15 protein-coding genes are annotated in these 21,282 nt (G+C 67.3%); 8 read left to right on the forward strand and 7 right to left on the reverse strand.

The genetic code is table 11. The annotated features are described in order from the left end of the window. Positions 1 to 15 precede the first annotated feature (15 nt). Together FJU31_RS18170 and proP are read right to left on the reverse strand one after the other, a co-directional pair. On the reverse strand, positions 16 to 1,104 hold the full coding sequence (locus FJU31_RS18170; protein WP_150455983.1) for a catalase family protein: 1,089 nt from the start codon (positions 1,102 to 1,104) through the stop codon (positions 16 to 18). 107 nt (positions 1,105 to 1,211) lie between these two features. After that, positions 1,212 to 2,699, reverse strand: coding sequence for a glycine betaine/L-proline transporter ProP (gene proP, locus FJU31_RS18175; RefSeq protein ID WP_150455984.1), 1,488 nt, complete (start codon positions 2,697 to 2,699; stop codon positions 1,212 to 1,214). Positions 2,700 to 3,323: 624 nt separating this feature from the next. On the opposite strand from proP, the gene FJU31_RS18180 reads away from it, so the two are divergent. The 3 genes from FJU31_RS18180 (at position 3,324) to FJU31_RS18190 (ending at position 6,244) form a co-directional block, all read left to right on the forward strand. Further along, the gene (locus tag FJU31_RS18180) at positions 3,324 to 3,740 is read left to right on the forward strand and encodes a baeRF12 domain-containing protein (RefSeq protein WP_150455985.1); all 417 of its coding nucleotides are present in this window, start codon (positions 3,324 to 3,326) and stop codon (positions 3,738 to 3,740) included. A gap of 4 nt (positions 3,741 to 3,744) precedes the next feature. Further along, entirely contained in the window at positions 3,745 to 4,068 is a 324-nt protein-coding gene (locus tag FJU31_RS18185) for a thioredoxin family protein (protein ID WP_150455986.1), read from the forward strand. A 283-nt stretch (positions 4,069 to 4,351) separates the two neighbouring features. Then, positions 4,352 to 6,244, forward strand: a complete 1,893-nt coding sequence (locus tag FJU31_RS18190) for a DUF4034 domain-containing protein (RefSeq protein WP_188115534.1) — start codon at positions 4,352 to 4,354, stop codon at positions 6,242 to 6,244. A gap of 182 nt (positions 6,245 to 6,426) precedes the next feature. On the opposite strand, the gene FJU31_RS18195 is transcribed toward FJU31_RS18190, so the two are convergent. Next, a complete protein-coding gene (locus tag FJU31_RS18195) occupies positions 6,427 to 6,675 on the reverse strand; it encodes a hypothetical protein (RefSeq protein ID WP_150455988.1) in 249 nt (82 codons plus the stop codon). Positions 6,676 to 7,102: 427 nt separating this feature from the next. Beyond that, the gene (locus FJU31_RS18200; RefSeq protein WP_246161449.1) at positions 7,103 to 8,860 is read right to left on the reverse strand and encodes an autotransporter family protein; all 1,758 of its coding nucleotides are present in this window, start codon (positions 8,858 to 8,860) and stop codon (positions 7,103 to 7,105) included. Positions 8,861 to 8,863: 3 nt separating this feature from the next. Here FJU31_RS18200 and FJU31_RS19525 point away from each other — a divergent pair, with 3 nt between their 5' ends. Further along, positions 8,864 to 9,451: a hypothetical protein gene (locus tag FJU31_RS19525; protein WP_246161451.1), complete on the forward strand. Its 588-nt coding sequence runs from the start codon at positions 8,864 to 8,866 to the stop codon at positions 9,449 to 9,451. A gap of 322 nt (positions 9,452 to 9,773) precedes the next feature. Next, entirely contained in the window at positions 9,774 to 12,128 is a 2,355-nt protein-coding gene (locus tag FJU31_RS18205) for a GH92 family glycosyl hydrolase (RefSeq protein ID WP_150455990.1), read from the forward strand. Positions 12,129 to 12,621: 493 nt separating this feature from the next. Here the strand turns inward: FJU31_RS18205 and FJU31_RS18210 are convergent, their stop codons facing one another. Further along, positions 12,622 to 13,998, reverse strand: coding sequence for a sensor histidine kinase (locus tag FJU31_RS18210; protein ID WP_150455991.1), 1,377 nt, complete (start codon positions 13,996 to 13,998; stop codon positions 12,622 to 12,624). Beyond that, positions 13,991 to 14,665, reverse strand: coding sequence for a response regulator (locus FJU31_RS18215; protein ID WP_150455992.1), 675 nt, complete (start codon positions 14,663 to 14,665; stop codon positions 13,991 to 13,993). Before FJU31_RS18215 ends, FJU31_RS18210 begins: the two co-directional genes overlap by 8 nt. A gap of 62 nt (positions 14,666 to 14,727) precedes the next feature. Between FJU31_RS18215 and FJU31_RS18220 the strand changes: the two genes are divergently transcribed. The 3 genes from FJU31_RS18220 to FJU31_RS18230 are packed head-to-tail and all read left to right on the forward strand — an operon-like array spanning position 14,728 to position 20,233. Next, positions 14,728 to 15,972, forward strand: coding sequence for a TolC family protein (locus FJU31_RS18220; RefSeq protein ID WP_150455993.1), 1,245 nt, complete (start codon positions 14,728 to 14,730; stop codon positions 15,970 to 15,972). Further along, positions 15,969 to 17,162: an efflux RND transporter periplasmic adaptor subunit gene (locus tag FJU31_RS18225; protein ID WP_150455994.1), complete on the forward strand. Its 1,194-nt coding sequence runs from the start codon at positions 15,969 to 15,971 to the stop codon at positions 17,160 to 17,162. The genes FJU31_RS18220 and FJU31_RS18225 overlap by 4 nt, the downstream gene beginning before the upstream one ends. Further along, a complete protein-coding gene (locus tag FJU31_RS18230) occupies positions 17,159 to 20,233 on the forward strand; it encodes an efflux RND transporter permease subunit (RefSeq protein ID WP_150455995.1) in 3,075 nt (1,024 codons plus the stop codon). Before FJU31_RS18225 ends, FJU31_RS18230 begins: the two co-directional genes overlap by 4 nt. A gap of 161 nt (positions 20,234 to 20,394) precedes the next feature. Here the strand turns inward: FJU31_RS18230 and FJU31_RS18235 are convergent, their stop codons facing one another. After that, positions 20,395 to 21,264, reverse strand: coding sequence for a helix-turn-helix transcriptional regulator (locus FJU31_RS18235; RefSeq protein WP_246161454.1), 870 nt, complete (start codon positions 21,262 to 21,264; stop codon positions 20,395 to 20,397). Positions 21,265 to 21,282: the final 18 nt, after the last annotated feature.

The following is a 21,282-nucleotide window of genomic DNA, read 5'->3' on the forward strand; positions in this document are numbered from 1 at the left end:
CCACCCTCGACTCTACTATGCGCCTGCAACGGGCTCGTGCAGCGGGCACCGGTTGTGCTGCGACCGGTGCGCACGCGAGGCGGCCATGACGACCTTGCGTGCGCGGTTCAGCGCACCCAACGGCCGATGTGCTTCCAGCGCATGCCATGGACTGAACGCCAGGCGATCCTCGACGCCCGGTGATTCCGCATCATCCCAGCTCACCTGGGGCGGAACATGCAGCTCGGCCACGGCCACGAACGGGCTCTTCTCCTGCGGCCATTCCACCGAGGCATCCTCGATGGGCATCGTTTCTTCATCCCGGCAGAGCTGCGCGCACAGCTCCCAGACCAGATCGCCGCGACCGCTTGCAAGCGCCTCCTGGATGGCATCGCGCTGGCTGTCCTCGCTGTTCTCTACCGGTGCACCTTCCAGTGCCTGCAAGGTCGCCGAGACAGGACGCAGGCAGAACTTGGCCACGTAGGGACCAAAGCGGAACGGTACCTGGCTGAAGAAGGTTTCCCCCATCGGGTGTGTCTGCGGTTCGCCGCCCATCCCTTTGATCTTGCCGCTGCCGCCGCCCGCGGCTTCCAGCAGCCGTTCCCCGCCGCGCAGGGCGGCCGAAATCACTGCCTTGGTTCGCGGCATGCGCTCGGTGGTTGCCGCCAGCAGCTTTGTTGAACGGAGAAAGCCTTTTGGACCCGGGCTGGTGAAGGCCGGGCCGTTGACCATCAGGAAGTCCTGGCTGTGCTGTTCTTCGCTTTCCGCGACGCGGGCGCCGCTCACACCAAGAATTTTGATGGCGATGGCGCGCGGGGTGGACACCGTGTCCGGCAACTGTTCGGCGGGCGGCGAGGAAAAACGAACGAGCGCCTCGTACGTTGCAGGCACAGCGAACAGTCCGTGTGCCAGCTCCTGTGGCAGGCCATCAGAAACCTGCAGCCTGGCCTTGAGCAGCGCCTGGCCTTTTGCATGTACGGCACGATGCGCATGGCCTTCGGCCGCGGCCACCGTGCGGGCCATGCCGAGGAACACCTCGCGCAGCGCGTCGATGGTCTCGGTTTCGTCAGCCTCTGGCTGCTCCATGCCGGGGTGGAAGGAAACGGGGGGAAGTAGCGTGCGCATGGCTGGCTCCATCAGGGATGAAGCCAGCATGCGCCATAGCGGTTATCCGCCAGTGCAGGGCCGGCATGGGCCGCTTTCACGACCCATGCGCGGGCGCCTGCAGTGCATCAGGCCGGCTTGGTCGTCTCACCGTCACCGGCCTCGGGCAGCGGCGGCAGGGTCGGGTCGACCGTCACCGGCACGTCGCTCTTCAGCAGGGCGGCAGCTTCCCTGTCGCTGGCCACCGCTGGCGGCGAACCGCGCAGCGGCATGTTCGCCGTCTCCTTCACGAACATCATGGTGATCAGGCCGATCACCGCGGCAAACATCAGGTAGTAGGCAGGCACCAGCGGATCGCCGGTGCGCTCGACAAGCCAGGCGGTGACCAGCGGCGTGGTACCGCCGAACAGCGAGACCGACACGTTGAAGGCGATCGACAGCGCGCTGTAACGGACCGGCGTGTAGAACAGCGCCGGCAGCGTGGACGGCATAGAACTGGTGAAGCAGACCAGGGCAAGGCCCAGCAGCATCAGGCCCAGGAAGATCAGCCAGTCGTTGCCGCTGCCGATCAGCAGCAGGCACGGCACGGCCAGCACCAGCAGCGCGATGCAGGCGCCGATGATCATCGGCCGGCGGCCCAGCTTGTCGCTGAAAAGCCCGCCGACGATGTTCAGCGGCATCATCACCAGCATGACGATGATGATCAGCAGCAGGCCCTTGCTCTCGGCATAGCCCATGGTCACGCTGAGGTAGCTGGGCATGTAGGTCAGCAGCATGTAGTCGGTCACGTTGAACACCAGCACCAGGCCCATGCACACCAGCAGCTGGCGGCCATGCACGCGGAACAGGTCACCCAGGCCCGGGCGGTCGTGCTCGCGCTTCTCGGCTTCTTCGGCAAAGGCGCGGAAGGCCGGGGTTTCTTCCAGCTTCATGCGCATGTACAGGCCGAGCAGGCCCAGCGGGCCGGCCACCAGGAATGGAATACGCCAGCCCCAGTCCAGCATGTCCTCGCTGCTCAGCAGCATGTGCAGCGCGGTGACGGTGCCTGCACCGGCGATGTAGCCGCCCAGCGTGCCGAACTCCAGCCAGCTGCCCATCAGGCCGCGGTTGCGGTCGGTGGAGTATTCGGCGATGAAGGTCGCCGCACCGCCGTACTCGCCGCCGGTGGAGAAGCCCTGCACGACACGCGCAAGCAGGAGCAGGACTGGCGCCCAGATACCGATGCGCTCGTAGGAGGGGATCAGGCCGATGGAAAAGGTGCCCAGGGCCATCAGGATCATGGTGAAGGCCAGGACCTTCTGCCGTCCGTAGCGGTCGCCCAGCGGGCCGAACACCAGGCCGCCCAGCGGGCGCACCAAGAACGCCACAGTGAAGGTGGCAAAGGCGGCGATGACTTGCGCGGTGGGGTTGCTGGAGGGGAAGAAGACCTGGCCAATGGTCACGGCAAGGTAGCCGTAGACGCCGAAGTCGAACCATTCCATCGCGTTGCCCAGTGCAGCGGCGCCGACGGCGCGCTTGAGCATGGGCTTGTCAACGACGGTGATCTCGTCGACTTTCAGGTGGCGGCGGCGCTTGAACCAGCCGAAATGGGCATGGGCATCGGGGGTGTCCTGCATGGGACGTCCTTTCTGTTCTTGGAGGGGAGTGCGGAATAAGTGGTGTGGTGTGTCCCGGGAATCGGAAACGGCGACGCTGGCGCAACTGGCGCAGGGGCATCGGTGCGGACGGTCCACGCTGGACCAGGACGTACGGGAAAAGACCACGCACGGGAAACTACGCCGTGGATCGGCGAGGGCTGGTGAAGGTCGAAGCTCAGGGTCAGCCGCGATGGCGGCTGCCGCCGATCAGCGCAGGCTGATCAGTTCAGGCGGGCAGGGTGCAGATCGTGAGAAGCAGCGAAGAACCACGCCTGAGCGGTGTCATCCACCCGGATCCTGCGCGCGGCGAAGGAATGTTGGGGTGGGGGCGGGTGTGGCAAGCGATACGCCGGTCGGCCGTGCTTCCCACGTAACAGGCGTGCCTGTCACGTAGTACGTCGTGTCGATCATCCGTGCATGATAACGGTTACAGCGTGAACATGCAGCGAAGCGCTGAGGGGCGGACGCTGTGTCCCAGCGTGCCTGTTCATGTGGGCGCTGCGATGATGCGTCCAGCGATGACATGCTGTGGACGCAGTGTGGCCGCACCGCTCACAACGCAGCCTTTACGGTGGTGGCGAACCAACGCAACCGGAGCATCGCATGACCCGTCGCATTCCCGAAGGTACCCTTGTCGTCGTCACCGATGGTGGCTCGGCGCGCGTGTTCACCAACGTCGGCACCGATCATCAGCTGACGCTGAAGCAGCAGGGCGAGCTGCGCTTGCAGGACATCAGCGAGCAGGGCGTGTCGGGGCAGGGGCCTGCGGGTGCCGTGCCGAAGGATATGTCCATTTCCCAGCTCAACGAAGCGACGTTCGCCAAGCAGGTGGCCGAGCAGCTGAACGAGGATGCGTTGAAGAACCGCTACTCGCACCTGATCCTGGTGGCCGATCCCATCACCCTGGGCCGCATCCGTCCACTGCTGCACAAGGAAACGCAGGCGCGCCTGCTGGATGACCTTGCAAAGAACTTCACCAACGCAACGCTGGAAGACATCCAGCGCGCACTGGCGGCGTAACGCCATGCCCTTCATGCGCGACCACCAGGCTGCCGAGCCGGCCCGCAGCGATGTCGATGCGCAGGCCGGTTGGCTGCTGATCGAGTTCGGTGCGCCGTGGTGCGGCCATTGCCAGGCCGCGCAGCCGGCGCTGCAGGCCTTCGTGGATGCGCATGATCTGCCCCATTGGAAAATTGAAGATGGCAAAGGCAAGCCATTGGGCCGCTCCTTCCAGGTGAAGCTGTGGCCGACGGTGGTAATGCTGCGCGACGGCCAGGAAGTGGCGCGCGTGGTGCGCCCAGTGAGCAGCGCGGATCTGTCCACGCTGGTGGCGGCCCTGCCGACATAGCGTCGAGCTTGCTCTCGACCACGCCTGCTTGGATCTGTGTAGAGCCGAGCCCATGCTCGGCTTCTGGTTGGATCTACGTCGCCAAGAACGGTCAAGCAAGCGTGACCACTACCCGATCAAACCCGGAGCGCAGCCCCGCCGCAGCGCTATAATCCGCCGGTGCTGTCGCTCTGCTTGAAATCCGATGACCTCTCCGCTTCCCGCTGAATCCCCGCGGCGTCACGCCGCACCCGCAATCTGGGGTGACCTGCTCGCCCATCGCTTCGAGGCCATCGAGTCCGCCTTGCCCGACCTCCTGGCACCGCAGGACGCCGAGGGCGGTGCACGTGCATTGGCTCTGCTTGCGCCGCCGCAGGCACTGTCTATCATCGCGCTGTGGAAAGCCCTCGCAGCATGGCAACAGCAGGCCCCGCAAGCCGATGCACCGTTGCTGCTGGCCGCCCTGGTGTGGGATCGCATCGCCGTCGATCTGCGCGGCTCCGGCTGGACGTCATCGCTGGGCGAGGGCGCCTGGTCCAGCGTGCATGCCGCGCAGACCGCGCTGTTTGTCCACGCCATTGCCTTGGCCGACCGCGGGCCGTTGTCCTGGCCGTTGCTGCACCAGCTGATGCGCAGCGTGGCCGCGTTTGGTGTGCCGGTGTGGATGAGCGACTGGATGTACGATGGCTTCCATCCCGCCGATGGCGCCGGCCCGTGGCGCGACATGCAGGCGCTGCTCGGCGCGTGGATGACCGAGGCGCCGCGCCTGCCAGACCTGCCGGCGCAGATGCCTGCCGCTTGGTCTGCTGCGGTTCCGCCGCCGCCGGAACTGGATGAGGAGGGTGACCCGATCGCGAGCGACGAGGCTTCGCCGCAGCCGGCACTGGCCTGGCTGCAGATGGGTCTGCAGGCCGCAGGTCACGCCCTGCCGCTGCTGGACACTTACGCGCGCCTGCGCACGCCGCGCTGGGGCGGTAGCCATGAAGAGATCCTGGCGCTGGCCGATGGCCCCCTGGCCGAAGGCCTGGACGCATCGCAGCGCAACCAGCTGCGGATGATCGCCTGGCTGGACGCCATCGACGTGGACAGCATCGATACCGGCAACCGCGGCGCGGTGGAGCAGGCGTTCGCGCGCGGCATGGAGCTGCTGGCGCAGCCGCAGTCGGCACCGGAGCGCACGGGCATCCACCTGCAGTTGGCCGAGCTGGCATCGCGGGTGGACAACACCGACATGGCTGCTGCGCATTATGCGCAGGCGGCCGATCCCAGCGTGCCGCGCGGCTTTGATGACCCCCAGTTGATGCGCATGCTGCACGCGGCCGCCGCCACCGGCATGGGTGAGTGGCTGGCGCCGGTCGTGGCGCGGCAGTGGCGCAGCTCGGCGTGGGCAGCGGTGATGCAAGGTGCACTGCGCGACACCGGTTGGTGCGGCGTGACGCCCGATGCGGCGGAGGCCGAGGCAGCCTGGCGCCATGCGGCGGCGCTCATGGCGGTGCCAGCGCCTGGCGCGGACTGCCCGTTCAACGACGTCTATTACGCCTTCGACGAAACGCTGCAGCACACCGCGCTGCTGCACATGGCGCAGGTTGGTGCCGAACTGGGCTTCCCGGAAATGCAGGCCGCGCTGGGTTACCACTACTTCGAGCATGTGCCGGCCTACGATCCGGCGCTGGCCATCCAGTGGTACCGCCGCGCAGCGGAGCAGGACAGTGGCCGCGCGCTCTACAACCTCAGCCTGGTCTACGACCGTGGGCTGGAGGAGGGCGGCATTGCGGGCATTGATGTGGACGAACTGGTGCATCTGTCCAACGCCTGCGAGTTGCGCTGCCTGGAGCTGGCGGCGACCGAAGAAGAATGGGGCGAGCGCCTGCAGCGCCGGGTGCGCAGCTGCGTGGCCGGCGTCGGCTATTATCTGCGCACGCAGGTGCCTGCCGAAGGTCGCCTGCAACGCCTGCTGGACTCCCTCGAATTCTGGGGCGGCCAGGCCTGGACGCAGGCCGCATGGATGCTGGCGCAGTACTACGCTGCACGCAGCGAGCACGAGTTCGACCGCGCGGTGTTCTGGGCCGAACGCGCCTGCGCGCAGCAGCCGGACGATGAGGACGTGCTGGCGCTGCGCACAACCCTGCAGCGCGGCCTGTTCGGCAGCCGGCGCTACCGGCAGGCGCTGCAGCGCGTCAGCGACGGCCTGCGGTAGAGTCGAGCTTGCTCGACTGCTCTTGTAGAGTCGAGCCACGCTCGACTGCTCTTGTAGAGTCGAGCCATGCTCGACTGCTCTTGTAGAGTCGAGCCATGCTCGACTGTGCTCCCAGCCGAGCATGGGCTCGGCTCTACACAAGGCAACGCCAGTCGCGCAAGCTCGACCCCACCCGCCACGCCTCAATGCAACGTAATGGGGCCGTGGTGTGCACGCAGTTCACCCAGCAACCGGCGGCCGCGCTGGCTGATGGCAATGATGGCCGAGCTGACCTTGTGCACGTTGTAGCCCGGCCGGCCATGCGCCGCCGGGTCCGGCGGTTCGTTCTCATAGATCATCGTCGCCATGCCTTCGGCGGTATACAGGGCGTGTTCCAGCCGGAAGAACAGCGATTCCACTTCGGGGGTCACGGTGGGTGCTTCAGATGACATGCGATGGCTCCTGCAAGAGTGGGCCACCGGTAGGTGGCGGGCGATACGCGGTTGGAACTTCGGCTGAAACAAGAGGAAAGAGCCGGTGGGCCATGCGGCCGCCGCGCACCGCCCGCCGTAGTCACGGCAAGCAGTCCTCTTGTTTCATTTCGGGGTTCCACGCCCGGCAGTGGTTACGCCACTGCACCGTCATCCTGCACCCAGCGTTTGCAGTTAAGCCAGCTTCTCTTTCGATCATCGCGCGGCCTCATCCGCAGCGCTGCCAAGAGCGCTTTCATGCACAGCCTCGCTAACGGGCTGATTGCGGCACTTCAAGGTGCAATACACACATCTAGCATCACTGTGCTTGGTGGGTCGCGCCCAACATCCAGATAAGAAAGCGGCCCCGGCACACACGCCGGGGCCGCAGAACAACGCCAAAAGCGTCTTACCAGCTGTAGCTCAGGCCCATCTGCGCACTGGTGAGCTGGTAGCCGCTGTCCTGCTGGCGCGACAGCCCGCCCCACACGCCCATGCCGTTGGCAAACTTCACCGAGGCACCGGCACTCACTTCGGCGCGGCTGCGCGGGATGCGTGCATCCACCAGCTCGCCATCCATGCGCACCTGCGAGTCTGCACGGCTGTGCAGCCAGTTGGCGGCCAGGTACGGCTGCACCTGCGCTGCTCGGCCTTCCCAGCGGGTCACGCCGGACAGGCGCAGGCCCACGCGGCCGAACAAGCCATTAGCATCATCGGTGGTGACCACGGTGCCGTTCACTTCGTTGTGGCGGGTGTCATCCCAGCGGTTGTAGCCCACCTGCAGCTGCGGTTCCAGGAACACGCTGCTGTTGGTATTGCCGCCCAGACGGAACGCGTAGCCGGTTTCCACAGCACCCTGCCAGCCGCGGCTGTCATAGCGCTCGGTTTCCAGGCCCACGCCTTCCACGCGGTTGCGGAACTGCGCCCGCTGCACCGAACCATCCAGATAGAAGCCGGCGTACGGGTCGACGGTGTTGCCGGCGCGAAGGGTGCCGTAGATGCCCAGCGCTTCACCCTTTACCTTGCCTCGGGCGTAGTAGCCGCTGAGCGGGTTGGTGGAGGTGCTGGTAGCATTGCCGCTCGACAGCATCATGCCCACGCCGCTGCCGTTGGCCGCGCGCCACAGGTCGGCACCGACGGTGAGCGCTTGGCTGTTGCCGTGGATGTCCAGCTGGCGGCTGGCCGCATCGAAGCCCTGACGGGAGCCATCCACGCGGGCCCAGGCGCGGCCATTGTTCTGGCCGGCGTGGCGGTCGTGGTAACCGATGCGGAACATGTCCTGCGAGGCGCGCAGGTTGGCCAAGTAGGCGCCCCCTTCCGGCCGCAGCACCGGGTCCGGATCCGGGCCCGGCAGCACTGGGTTGCAATCGGGCAGGGTGGGGTCGGTATCGCACGGGTCCGGCGCGGTCGGCAGTACCGAACGCAGGTACCAGTTGCCATCGGTACCGTCGCCCTTGTTCAGGAAGTATTCGTACTGGCCACCCACGGCGCGGCCAGCCAGGAAGAACTGGCCGTTGGACGCGCCGCCGACCTGGATCAGCTGTATGCCCTGGTTGGTCTGCGCGCCGGCGCCGCTGACGTTGTTGACGCGCACGTTGGCAGTGCCGCTTGTATCACCACCGATGACCAGCTTGTCGCTGGCAGCGTCGTCGCCGGCCAGCACGGTGTTGAACAGGAGGGTGCCACCAGCCCCGGTGAAGTTGCCTGACACATTGAGGGTGTGGAAGGCCGAGCCGTCGCCTAGGGAGACGGCGCCATTGCCGAGGCTCAGCGCACCGACCGTGGAATTGCCGGTCATGTTCCACGTGGCATTGTCCACGCTTGCCCGGGTCACGTTACTCATCACGCCGGTCAGGGCGGAGCCATTGCGCAGGGTGACATTGATGATGGCTCCAGCACCGTTGACGATATCGCCAGCCAGCCGGGAGTTGTCCGCGGTGAACGTCGCTTCCGCGTTCCCGTTGGTCTCAAGAATGCGGCCGTTGCCGCCCGTGGCGGTGCTACCGTTCTGAAGCAGGATGTCAGCGGCAACCGCAGTGTCACGCGTGGGGTATTGGCTGACATAGAACGCTGCACCAGTGGCGCCTTCAACATGGGACGCGTCAACGACCAGCGCGCTGGTGCCGGTTGGGCCGGGCGTGGTGCCGAAGAAGGTAGTGAACACCACTCCGTGGCTCTTGCCAAAAATCTCGCTGCCGCCGTCAACACGCGCAGTGGCAAGGCTGGTGAACTGTATGCCGTTTCCGGTATTGAAATTACTGGTGGGGCTGCCTGTGCCAGTGCCGGTGGCCCGGATACGCGAACCGGTGACAACGACGGATGCCTTTCGTGCCAGATTCAGTCCCATTCCATTGGCCTCGAGGGTGGAGTTCTGGAAAAGGGCCGTCGCGTCTGCGCCGAGCACGGCGGCACTACCGCTGTCCGAGCGAAGGGTGGTGCCGCGGACGCTGGCGCTCGATCCGTTCTGGAGAAGGAGAGCCTGGGCTGCCGCTGCATCGAAAAGCGTGGCGCCATCAATATCAACATGGGAATTGTCCCACGCGAATGTTGCCAATGCCGACGCCCCTGGCAGAAGCGTCAGCGTGGCGTTGTAGAGAGACCACCTTTCAGCTGCATCAGCAGGCCCGACCTGAGCGGATTCACCCGGCCGAAGCGTGGCGGCGTGTACTGCAACGCACAGGGAAAGCGAACTGACCACAGCCAGTGCGAGGGAACGGCGGACAGCGTCGTTCATGACAAGACTCCTGTTGAGGCGTAACTTCCGGGAGGCACGCATACCATCTGCGCGATTCCGTAGTTCTGCTAAGACATCGTGAAGTTGGTGTGATCCGGGGTTTCAAGGCGAGGTCTGCGCGGCGAAGGCCGCATTCGGACGGCGTGCAACGGCCCTGATCGAGTGCCGCTCGGCCGCGCCAGTAAAGTGGGGATCAGTCTCACGATCGGCCACGCCGGCGGATATACAAAAAGTTGCAGATGAAATTGGACGAGTTCTCTCGTGTAGGGAGCGGTTCAGTTGCGCCGCAACATGCGGAGCATAGGACGTGATGCTACGCTCCTGACCATCACCTGAATCGATCCAAATGCCGATGCCCCTGCTGGACCGTCGCCTCCTGATCGCCGTCGCCGCCACTGCCATGCTCGCCTCCGGCGTAGGCGCGGCCGCCACGCCGAAGTCCGCCGCCGACAAGGCCTATGCCTCGGTCGACCCCTTCATCGGCACCGGCGGGGAAGGGCATACCTACCCGGGTGCCACCGTGCCCTTCGGCATGGTCCAGCTCAGCCCGGACACCCGCATCCAGCCGCGCGAGAAGGCCTATGGCTGGGCAGCGGGCTACCGCTACGACGACAGCAGCATCGTCGGCTTCTCGCATACGCATTTCTCCGGTACCGGCCATTCCGACCTGGGTGACATCCTGGTGATGCCGTTCACCGGCGAACCGGGCCTGGAGCGCGGTGACCCGGAAAAGCCGCGCAGTGGCTACGCCTCGCGCTTCCGCCATGACGACGAGAAGGCCGAGCCCGGCTACTACGCCGTGACCCTGGACGACTACAAGGTACGCGCCGAGCTGACCACCAGCGCCCGCGTGGGCGTGCATCGCTATACCTTCCCCAAGGGTGCCGACGCGAAGATGCTGCTGGACATGCGCACCAGCATGTACGACTACCCGGGCAAGATCCTGTGGTCGCGGGTGCGCGTGCGTGACGATGGCACCGTGACCGGCTTCCGCGAAACGCGGGGCTGGGCGGCGGGCCGACAGCTGTATTTCGCCATGCGCTTCTCGCGGCCGCTGGCCAGCCACGAGCTGCACAACACCGAGAAGGACATCCTCTACAAGGGTTTCGCGCCCCCGGGAGAGAAGGACCCGGCGCAGCGGGCGCAGATCGAGGGCCGTCAGCTGGTCGGCACCTTCGACTTCGGCAAGCTGGATGCACCGCTGGTGGTCAAGGTGGCGATTTCGCCTGTCAGCGAGGCCGGTGCCATCGCCAATCTCGACGCGGAAGTCGCCGACTTCGACTTTGACCGGGTGCGTGCGCAGGCGAAGCAGGAGTGGACGAAGGCGCTGTCGGTACTGGACATCGACGCGCCCGAGCATGCACGGCGCAGCGCCTACACCGCGCTGTACCACACCCTGCTGGGCCCGACGCTGTTCATGGATGCCGACGGCCAGTACCGTGGCGCCGACAATGCGGTGCACAAGGCCGAGGGCTACACCAACTACTCGACCTTCTCGCTGTGGGATACCTACCGCGCCCTGCATCCGCTGCTGACCCTGGTGCAGCCGGAAAAGCGCAACAGCGATTTCATCAACTCGATGCTGGCCCACCACGACCACAGCCCCTACGGCATGCTGCCGGTGTGGTCGTTCCACGGCCTGGAAGATTGGTGCATGATCGGCTACCACGCGGTGCCGGTCATCGCCGATGCGTACGTGAAGGGCATCCGTGGTTTCGATGCCGACAAAGCACTGAAGGCGATGGTCGAGACGGCGAACTACGGCCCTTACGATGGCATCGCGCAGTACCGCGAGCTGGGTTACGTGCCCATCGATGAGGAAGGCGAGGCTGCGAGCAAGACCCTGGAGTACGCCTTCGACGACTGGACCATCGCGCGCATGGCGCAGGCGATGGGCAAGGCTGACGTGGCCAGCACCTTCGACAAGCGCGCCGGCAACTGGCGCAATGCGTTCGACAAGGACACCGGCTTCATGCGCGCGCGCAAGCGTGACGGCAGCTTCCGCACGCCGTTCGACCCCAGCGCCAGCGGCTACGGCACCGACTACACGGAAGGCAACGCCTGGCAGTATTCTTGGTATGTGCCGCAGGACGTGGCCGGCCTGGCGGCAGCGCATGGTGGCAGCGACAAGCTGCTGGCGCGGCTGGATGAGGTGTTCAACGCCAAGGTCGATCCGTCCATCTTCGAGCACATGGAAGACATCACCGGCCTGATCGGCTGGTATGCGCATGGCAACGAACCCAGCCACCACGTGGCCTACCTGTACTCGTATGCCGGCCAGCCCTGGCGCAGCCAGGCACGCCTGAAGCAGATCATGGACACGCAGTACGCCGATCGCCCCGATGGCCTGGCCGGCAACGATGACGTGGGCCAGATGTCGGCGTGGTACGTATTCACTGCGCTGGGCTTCTACCCGGTGGCACCGGGTTCGGGCGAGTACATCCTGGGCCGCCCGTTCCTGCCGAAGACCGCGATGCGCCTGCCGAACGGCAAGACCTTCACCATCGTGGCCAACGGCCTGGACGACAAGCACACCTACGTGGGCAGCGTCAGCCTCAACGGCAAGCCGCTGCAGCGCACCTTCCTGCGCCATGACGAGATCCTCGCCGGTGGTGAGCTGACCTTCACCATGCAGGCCGAGCCGAACAAGGAATGGCCGGGGCAGGGCGCGCAGGCGCCGTACTCGATGTCAACGCCGTAACGGTAGCCCCTGGCCATGCCCGGCGGCGGGACCTGTAGAGCCGAGCCCACGCTCGGCTCAGGCACCGCGCCAGAGGCAGCCGAGCATGGGCTCGGCTCTACAGGGTGCGGAACCGCATGCCCACCCGTGCGCCACCCATCGGCGCGCTGCCGATGTCCAACGTCGCGCCATGCCGCTGTGCTATCTCGGCCACGGTAACGGTAGCGCCGGGCCGCGCCCGGCGGCGGAACCTGTAGAGCCGAGCCCACGCTCGGCTCAGGCACCGCGCCAGAGGCAGCCGAGCATGGGCTCGGCTCTACAGGGCGCGGAACCGCATTCCCACCCGTGCGCCACCCATCGGCGCGCTGCCGATCTCCAGCGCGGCGTCATGCCGCTGTGCTATCTCGGCCACGGTAACGACAGCGCCGGGCCACGCCCGGCGGCGGAAGCTGTAGAGCCGAGCCCACGCTCGGCTCAGATACCGCGCCAGAAGCAGCCGAGCCTGGGCTCGGCTCTACCCGCTGCGGAACCGCATGCCTACCCGTGCGCCACCCATCGGCGTGCTGCCGATGTCCAACGTCGCGCCATGCCGCTGCGCGATCTCGGCCACGATGGCCAGGCCAAGCCCGCAGCCATCGCCCTGGCTGCTGGCGCGGTAGAACCGTTCCGTGACGCGGCCGCGCTCGGCTTCATCGATGCCGGCACCATCGTCATCCACCCACACCTGCACACCGTCCTCATCGCGCTGCACTGCCAGGGTGATCACCCCGCGCACGGCGCCATAGCGCAGCGCGTTGTCCAGCAGGTTGCCCAGCGCCTCGCGCAGCAAGGGCGCATCGCCCCGCACCGGCACGCCTTCGTCCGGCCCCTCGTATCCCAGATCCGCCCCGGCAGCCAGCGCGCGGTCGGCATAGCGCTCGACCACGGTGCGCGCCAACGTGGCCACGTCCAGCGCCTGCAGCGGCAACGAAGCGCCCTGTGCATCCTCCGAACGGCTGAGCAGCAGCAGCTGGTTGACCAGGTGCTGCAGCCTCGACAACCCGGCCAGCGTTCCGGACAGCGCCAGCTGCTGCGCCTGTGGATCCTGCTGCCGCAGCGAACTCTCCAGCTCCACCTGCATCGCCGCCAACGGTGTGCGCAGCTGGTGCGCGGCATTGCTGACGAAGCGCCGCTGCGCCGCCTGCATTGCATCCAGCCGCTGCAGTAATGCGTTGTAGGCTTCCACCGCGGGCCACAGCTCGCGCGGTGCCTCCTGCTGCGGGTCCAGAGGCGCAAGCGGGTCCGGTCGCGGGCTCGCCAGTCGCCGCGCCACCTGGTTGGCATGGCGCGCTGCCGCGCCGGTGCCTGACCAGGCCAGCCACGCCGCCAGCGCGAGGATCGCGGCCTGGAACGGCACGCTGGTCATCAGCAGCTTGCGCTCCAGCCGGTGCCGCTTGCGCAGGGTCTCGGCCACGCGCAGGCGCACCTGATGCCCGCCCGTGGTTGGCACCAGCACCTCCACCATGCGCACCGCTTGCCCGCGCAGCCGCGCATCGTAGTAGACCGCGTCTTCATCGGCGGCCTGCGCGGGCTGCGGCAGCGCATCAGCCAGATCGCCGTACAGCCGCGTGCCGCTGGTATCTACCACTTCGCCATGTACTTCATCCACCGTGTCCCAGGTGAACATGCGAGACATGGCCGGCGTCACGTCCATCACCGCGCGACCCTCCTGCTCCTTCACCAGCTCGGACAGGGACATCGCCGAGTCCAGCAGCCAGCGGTCGTATACCTGGCCTGCGAAGTAGCGCGCCAGGGCGAACGAGCCCACCGCACTGCACAGCAGCAGCACCAGCAGCGGCAGCCACAGTCGTCGCAGCAGCAGCCCACGCAGGCTCGCCACGCGCTCAACCATCGATGGCCTCCAGCCGGTAGCCAAGGCCACGCAGCATGCGGATGCCCACATCCGCGCCGGCCTGTTCGAACTTGCGGCGCAGGCGGCTGACGTGCACTTCGATCACGGAGAGATTGGCCTCGTGGTCCCAGCTGTACAGCGCGTCGAACAGGCGCTGCTTGGTCACCGTGCGTCCGGGCTGCTGCATCAGCGCATCGACCAGGGCCAGCTCGCGTGCGGTCAGCTCGATGCGCTGGCCGTCCACCTGCACCTCCTGGCGGATGCTGTCCAGACACAGACGGCCCAGCCGCTTCTGTGCGGGTGCATCGCTGCGGCGTCGTGCCAACGCGCGCAGCCGCGCTTCCAGTTCGCCCAGCGCGAAGGGCTTGGCCAGGTAGTCGTCGCCACCCCGGTCCAGGCCGAGGATGCGGTCCTCCACGCCATCGCGTGCGGTAAGGATCAGCACCGGCAGGCTGATGGCCTGGTCGCGCAGGCGCGACAGCAGGTCGAGGCCATCGACATCGGGCAGCGACAGGTCCAGCACCATCACGTCATACGGTGCAGCGGCGAGTGCCGCCGGCGCCAGCAGGCCCTGCGCCAGGTGGTCACACAGATGGCCGGCGCCCTGCAGGGCGCGTACCAGGCCGTCGGCCAAGGCCGCGTCGTCTTCGATCAACAGGATTCGCATTGCAAGCTTCGCGCAAGGTTCGGGAAAGTTTGGCGCAAGTGCGTCACCTTACCGTGGCGCGCATGAATTTCCTCCCTCGTTCGGCGGCCCTGCTGGCCGCACTGGCGTGTGCACCTGCGGCGTGGGCGATCAGCCTGCAGGACGCGCAACGTGCCATGGATGCGCACAACCCGGACCTGCGCGCGGCGGCGCTGGAACTGCGCGGTGCGCAGGGCGATGCGCTGACCGCTGCATTGCGGCCTGCATCGGAACTGTCGCTGGGCACCAGCAAGATCAGCCCGAGGCACGGCGTCGGCAGCGGTCGCTGGCAGGACAAGCGCGTCGACAGCACCCTCGGCCTGGGCTTCACCTGGGAACGCGGCGGCAAGCGGACGCTGCGCATGCGCCAGGCCGATGCGCTGGTGGAGGCGGCCGGGCTGGAACAGCTGGACATGCGCCGCCGGCAGCAGGTGGCGCTGTACGAAGCCTATTTCGGGCTGAAGGCCGCGCAGGACGTGCGGGATATCGCCGAGGCCAACCGGCGCAGTTCGGCCGAGCAGATGGCCGCCGCGGAGCGGCAGGTCGCCAGCGGTGCAATGGCGCCGGTAGACCGGGCCCGTCTGGCCGTGGATGACCTCGCGGTGGCCGATGCAGCACGCGAAGCGGCGTTGGACCTGCGCGACGCGCAGCACACATTGGCCCTGCTGCTGGGCATGGAAGAGAGTGCATCTCTCAGTGCCGACGACGCGTGGCCCGACGCCAGCAGGGAAGCGGCGGGCAGCGCCGATCCGCAGCAGCGCGTGGACCTGCGCGCCGCACGTTCGCGGCTGGCCGCGGCCGATGCTGGCGTGGCACTGGCCCGCAGTGAACGCCGTCGCGACATCCAGTGGGGGGTGGAGGCCGAGCGCGAGCCGACCGACATCAATGGCGTCACCTGGGGTGTTTCGGTGACGATTCCACTGGGGGCGCCGTCGCGCGCGCAGGGCGGTATCCAGCGTGCCGAGGCCGAGCGCGATGCCGCCGCACTGGAACTGCATGCGCTGCAGCGCCAGACCTGGGCGGAGCTGGACCTGCTGCAGGCCGGTGCCGAAGCCGCCGCGCAGCGCCGCCAGGACTACGAGGGGCTGCAGGCCGACAGTGCACGCAAGGCCGTGCAGGGTATCGAACTGGCCTATCGCCGCGGTGCCGCCAGCCTGACCGACCTGTTGGATGCGCGCCGCAGCTGGCGCGAGTTCGAGGCCGCGCTGATCCAGGCGCGTGCCGACCATGCCATTGCACTGGCGCGTTGGAGCGCCGCCACGTCCGTTGCCGAAGGAGAGATCCTGTGATCCCGCATGCCACCACTCAACCGCTTGCGCGCCGCGCATTGCTGCCTGCGCTGCTCGCGCTGGCCCTGCTGTCCGGCTGCGGGCGCGCACCGGCCACCTATGCCGACGGCGGGCCGGTGGTCAGTGCCGGGCACATCCAGTTCCCGGCCGACAGCCGCCAACTGGACGTACTGCGCAGCGAAGCCGTGAGCGATGGCACCAGCGCATCGCTGCAGCTGCCGGGCCGGGTGGTCTGGGACGAAACCCGCTCCAGTGCGCTGCGCGCGCCGTTGCCGGGGCAGGTCTCGCGCATCGATGCGCAGCCGGGGCAGAAGGTCAAGGCTGGCCAGGTCATCGCCTGGATCACCTCGCCGGAGTTCGGACAGGCGCAGGCGGAGGGTGTGCGTGGGCAGGCCGAACTGCAGCAGGCCCGGCGCGAGCTGCAGCGTACCCGCGAGCTGCATGCCGCCGGGGTGGCCTCGGGCCGCGAGCTGGACGAGGCGGAAGCGCATTTTGCCGGCAGCCAGGCCGACCATGCCCGCGCCGCCGCGTTTGCTACCGCCTACGGCAATGGCAACCGCGTTGACCAGCGATTGCCGCTGCGCGCGCCCATCGACGGCGTGCTGGTGGAACGGCGCATGAGCCCTGGCATGAACGTCGGCCCGGACAGCGAGCAGCCGCTGGCGGTCATCGGTGATCCCGATCGCCTGTGGCTGCTGCTGGACATCCCGGAAAGCCTGGCCGGTCGCCTGCAGCCCGGCATGCAGGTGCGTGTGCCGGCTGCCGATGGCAGCACGCTGCAGGCCACGCTGCAGCACGTCGATGACTTCGTCGACAGCGAGCGCCGCGTGGTGCAGGCCCGCGCCGAGCTGGACAACCACAGCCGCAGCTTCAAGGCCGGGCAGTACGTACGCGCCCAGGTGGCACTGCCGGCGCAGGGCGGCGTGTCGCTGCCGGATACCGCCGTGCTGCTGATCGATGGCAAGCAGGTCGTATTCGTGGACGAAGGCAAGGGCCACTACGCCCGCCGTGCCGTGCAGGCCGAGGAGCTGGGTGACGGGCGTCTGTGGGTGCGCGAAGGGCTGGCGGCCGGCAGCCGCGTGGTGGTCGAGGGTGGCCTGCTGCTGCAGCAGCTGGTGGACAACGCGCCGGGCCCGGCGACGGCGGCCTCCGCAACGGCCGCTCCTGCGATGGGGCATGCCACCCCATGATCGATCGCCTGATTGCCTACTGCCTGCGCCAGCCGCTGATGGTGATGCTGGCGCTGCTGCTGTTCATCGGTGCCGGCATCGCCGCGTTCCGCGTGCTGCCGGTGGAAGCCTTCCCCGATGTGTCCGACACCCAGGTGACCGTGGTCTCGCTGCACCCGGGTCGCGCCGCCGAGGAGGTCGAGCGCGAAGTTACCATGCCGCTGGAAGTGGCCCTATCGGGCATCCCGCATGCGGTGCGGGTGTTCTCGCATACGCAGTTCGGTCTGTCGATGATCATCCTGACCTTCGACGACAAGGCCGATGACTACTTCGCCCGCCAGCAGGTGATGGAGCGCCTGCAGGGCGTGGACCTGCCCGAGGGGGTGACGCCCGAGCTGGAGGCGATGAGTTCGGCGGTGGGCGAGATCTACCGCTACGTGCTGAAGGCCCCGCGTATGAGTCCCACCGAGCTGCGCACCGTGCAGGAGTGGGTGATGGAGCGTGGCCTGCGCACCGTGCCGGGCGTGGCTGATGTGATCAGCTTCGGCGGCTATGCGCGTACGTTCCAGGTCAAGCCGGACCTGGACAAGCTGCGTGATCGCGGCATCAGCCTGGGCGAATTTTCCGAAGCGCTGGAGAAGGGCAGCTCCAATGCCGGCGGCGGTTATGTGGAGCGTGGCCAGCAGCAGTTCCTGATCCGTGGTGTCGGCCTGATGCGCTCGCCGGCCGATATCGGCAGCGTGGTGGTCGCGCAGAAGGGCGGCACGCCGGTGCTGGTACGCGATCTGGCCCGCATCGCTGATACCGGCCTGCCGCGGCAGGGTCTGGTCGGCCAGGACGACAACGACGATGCGGTGTTTGGCATGGTGCTGATGCGCAAGGGCGAGAATCCGTCCGATGTGCTCGACGCCCTGCATGCACGCGTGGCCGAGATCGAAGCCAACCAGCTGCCGGCAGGCGTCAGCATCGAGCCATTCTACGACCGCTCGTGGCTGGTCTCGACCACGCTGAAGACGGTGTTCCGCAATCTGCTGGAAGGTGCGGTGCTGGTGTTCCTGGTGCTGTGGCTGTTCCTCTACAACGCCCGCGCTGCACTGATCGTGGCGGCGATGATGCCGCTGGCCCTGCTGTCGACCTTCCTCGGCCTGCACCTGTGGGGCGTGCCGGCCAACCTGCTGTCGCTGGGGGCGATGGATTTCGGCATCATCATCGATGGTGCGGTGATCGTCACCGAGCACATCGTTTCGCGCCTGTCCGCGCTGCCGCGTACGGCAGACCGGAAAACACGGTTCTCCACCGTGCTGTCGGCGGCCTCGGAAGTAGGCCGACCGACCTTCTTCTCGATGCTGATCATCATTGCCGCACACATTCCGATCTTCACCCTGCAGCGGCAGGAAGGCCGGATGTTCGCGCCGATGGCCTATTCGGTGACCTCGGCGCTGATCGGCGCGCTGATCCTGGCGCTGACCGTGGTGCCGCTGTTCTGCTACTGGTGGCTGCGGCGCGACCGCATGCGCGGCGAGAACCCGCTGATGGACCGCCTGACCGGCTGGTACCAGCCGGTGCTGGAGCGTACGCTGGCCCGCCCTCGGTCGGTGGTGCTGACCGCCGTCGCGTTGCTCGTCGGTACGCTGGCGCTGGGCACGCGATTGGGGTCTGAGTTCCTGCCGGAGCTGGATGAGGGCTCGATCTGGCTGACCGCCACGCTCGACCCCAGCACCAGCCTGGCCGAGGCGCAGCAGCAGTCACGGCGCATCCGCGAACTGGTGAACACCTACCCGCAGGTGTCCACGGTGGTGGCCAAGCTTGGGCGTCCCGAAGACGGCTCCGATGCCAAGGGCGCGAACCAGATCGAGGCGCTGGTGGCGCTGAAGCCGGAAAAGGAATGGCCCAAGGGCGTGGACAAGCGGCAACTGATCGCCGATCTGCAGCGCACGCTCGAACAGCGCATTCCCGGACCGGAGTTCTCGATCTCGCAGCCGGTGCGTGACAACATCCTGGAGAGCATCTCGCAGATCAAGGGACAGGTCGTCATCAAGGTCAGCGGTGCCGACCTGGACGTGCTGAATCGGCAGGCCCAGGCCATCCTCGGCCAGGTGCGTGGCGTGGACGGCGTGGAGAGCGCCTTCATCGACCGCGATGGTTCGCTGCCGCAGCTGCAGATCGAGATTGACCGCGATCGTGCCGCGCGCTACGGGCTGAACGTGCGCGACATCGACGAGGTGATCGAGACGGCGCTGGGCGGCCGCGAAGTGGGCGAATTGTGGGAGGGCGACCGCAGGTTCCCGATCACCCTGCGCCTGGACGATGCCGACCGTGACCTGCAGCGCCTGCGCATGGTGCCGGTGGGCATCGGCGATGGGCATACCGTGACCCTGTCCGACGTGGCTGATTTCCAGATGGCCAGCGGTGCGATCAATATCTCGCGCGAGAACGCCCAGAGGGTCAAGGCGGTGAGCATCTTCATCGCCGGCCGTGACATGGGCAGCGTGGTGGCCGACATGCGTTCGCGGGTGGATGCCAGCGTGAAGCTGCCCGAGGGCTACGGCCTGGAGTGGTCGGGCGAGTTCGAGAACCAGCAACGCGCAATGAAGCGGCTGGGCTGGGTGATCCCGCTGTCGGTGCTGATCATCTTCGTGCTGCTGTTCGATGCCTTCAAGGACATCAGCAGTGCGGCGCTGATCCTGGCCAATGTGCCGCTGGCGATGATCGGCGGCATCCTCGCCCTGTGGCTGACCGGCATTCCGTTGTCGGTGTCGGCGGCGATCGGTTTCATCGCGTTGTTCGGGCAGGCGGTATTGAACGGCGTGGTGATGCTCAGCCGGTTCGCCCAGCTGCGTGAGCAGGGCATGGACCTGCTGCAGTCGGTGGTGCAGGGCTCGCTGCAGCGCCTGCGCACGGTGCTGATGACCGCGTTGCTGGCGATGTTCGGCCTGCTGCCGATGGCCACCTCGCACGCGATTGGTGCCGAGACGCAGAAGCCGCTGGCGGTGGTGGTGATCGGCGGCCTGCTGTCGGCGATGCTGCTGACTCTGCTGGTGCTGCCGACGCTGTACTACTGGGTGCACAGCCGCCGCGCCGCGAACCGGTAGGTGCCAACCCTGGTCGGCACGCCGCCATCAACCGGCAGATGCCAACCCTGGCTGGCGCTTTGCCCGGATCTGGTAGATGAGAACCTTGGTTGGCACATTGCTCGGATCTGGTAGCTGCCAACCTTGGTTGGCACATTGGGACCGTCCACCAAGGTGGACGACTACCGGGACCCGCGGCCCCACGCGCTCGGCGCACACCCCATCACCCGACGGAACGCGGCACTGAACTTGCTGGGATTGGCATAGCCCGCTGCCAGCGCCACCTCGGTAACCGCGCAGCGCTGCAGCAGCATGCTGGCGGCCCAGCGCATGCGTCGCCGGGTCAGGAACGCATATGGTGATTGGCCGGTGGCCGCGCGCAGGGCGCGGCCGAAGGCCGAGGCCTCCATTCCCACGGCCGTCGCCAACGCAGCAACATCCAGTGCATCGGCGCGATGCGCATCGATGTAGTCCTCCAGCTGCCGCAACCGGCGCGCCGGCAACGGCGCTGACGCCGGCGGCAGTGCAGGCGTCTGCCCTGCCAGCTGGCCCAGCCGGTGCAACAGCACCGCGCTGCCCTGCCGCAGGAAGCCGGGCAGGCAGGCGTCGGCCTGGGCGCTCGCCCACAGCGCCTGCAGCACCGACACGATCACTGGGTCCTCGTGCAGCCGGGTGGCCAGCGGCGCCAGCAGCGGCGCGGCCTGCGGATGTAGGCGGGTATCAATGGCGATGCCGAGCAGGTCCACCGCCGGGCTGGCGTAGCAGCCGGCGTCACCGGGCAGCACCAGGTTGAACTGGCCTGGCCGCCAATGTCCCTGCAGACGGCCCAGCGTCGTGCGTTGGTGCAGCGCTCCGCCGCCGGCCAGCGCCAGGCCCAGACGCAGCTGGTCGGGATGACCCATCTCGCCTTCGCTGGCTTCGAAGCGGTGCCGCAGCAGCACGATGCCGCCTTCATCAGTGGCATGGATGCCGAGCGCGGGATGGCCGGTTTCGTGCTGCAGCTGGGCGGCGAGCGTGGGCGGGGTGGATCCGGGAATGGAGCGTCGACGCACGGAATGGAGTGGCTGATT

It is taken from the genome of Stenotrophomonas cyclobalanopsidis (assembly GCF_008710035.1).
Lineage (GTDB): Bacteria > Pseudomonadota > Gammaproteobacteria > Xanthomonadales > Xanthomonadaceae > Stenotrophomonas > Stenotrophomonas cyclobalanopsidis.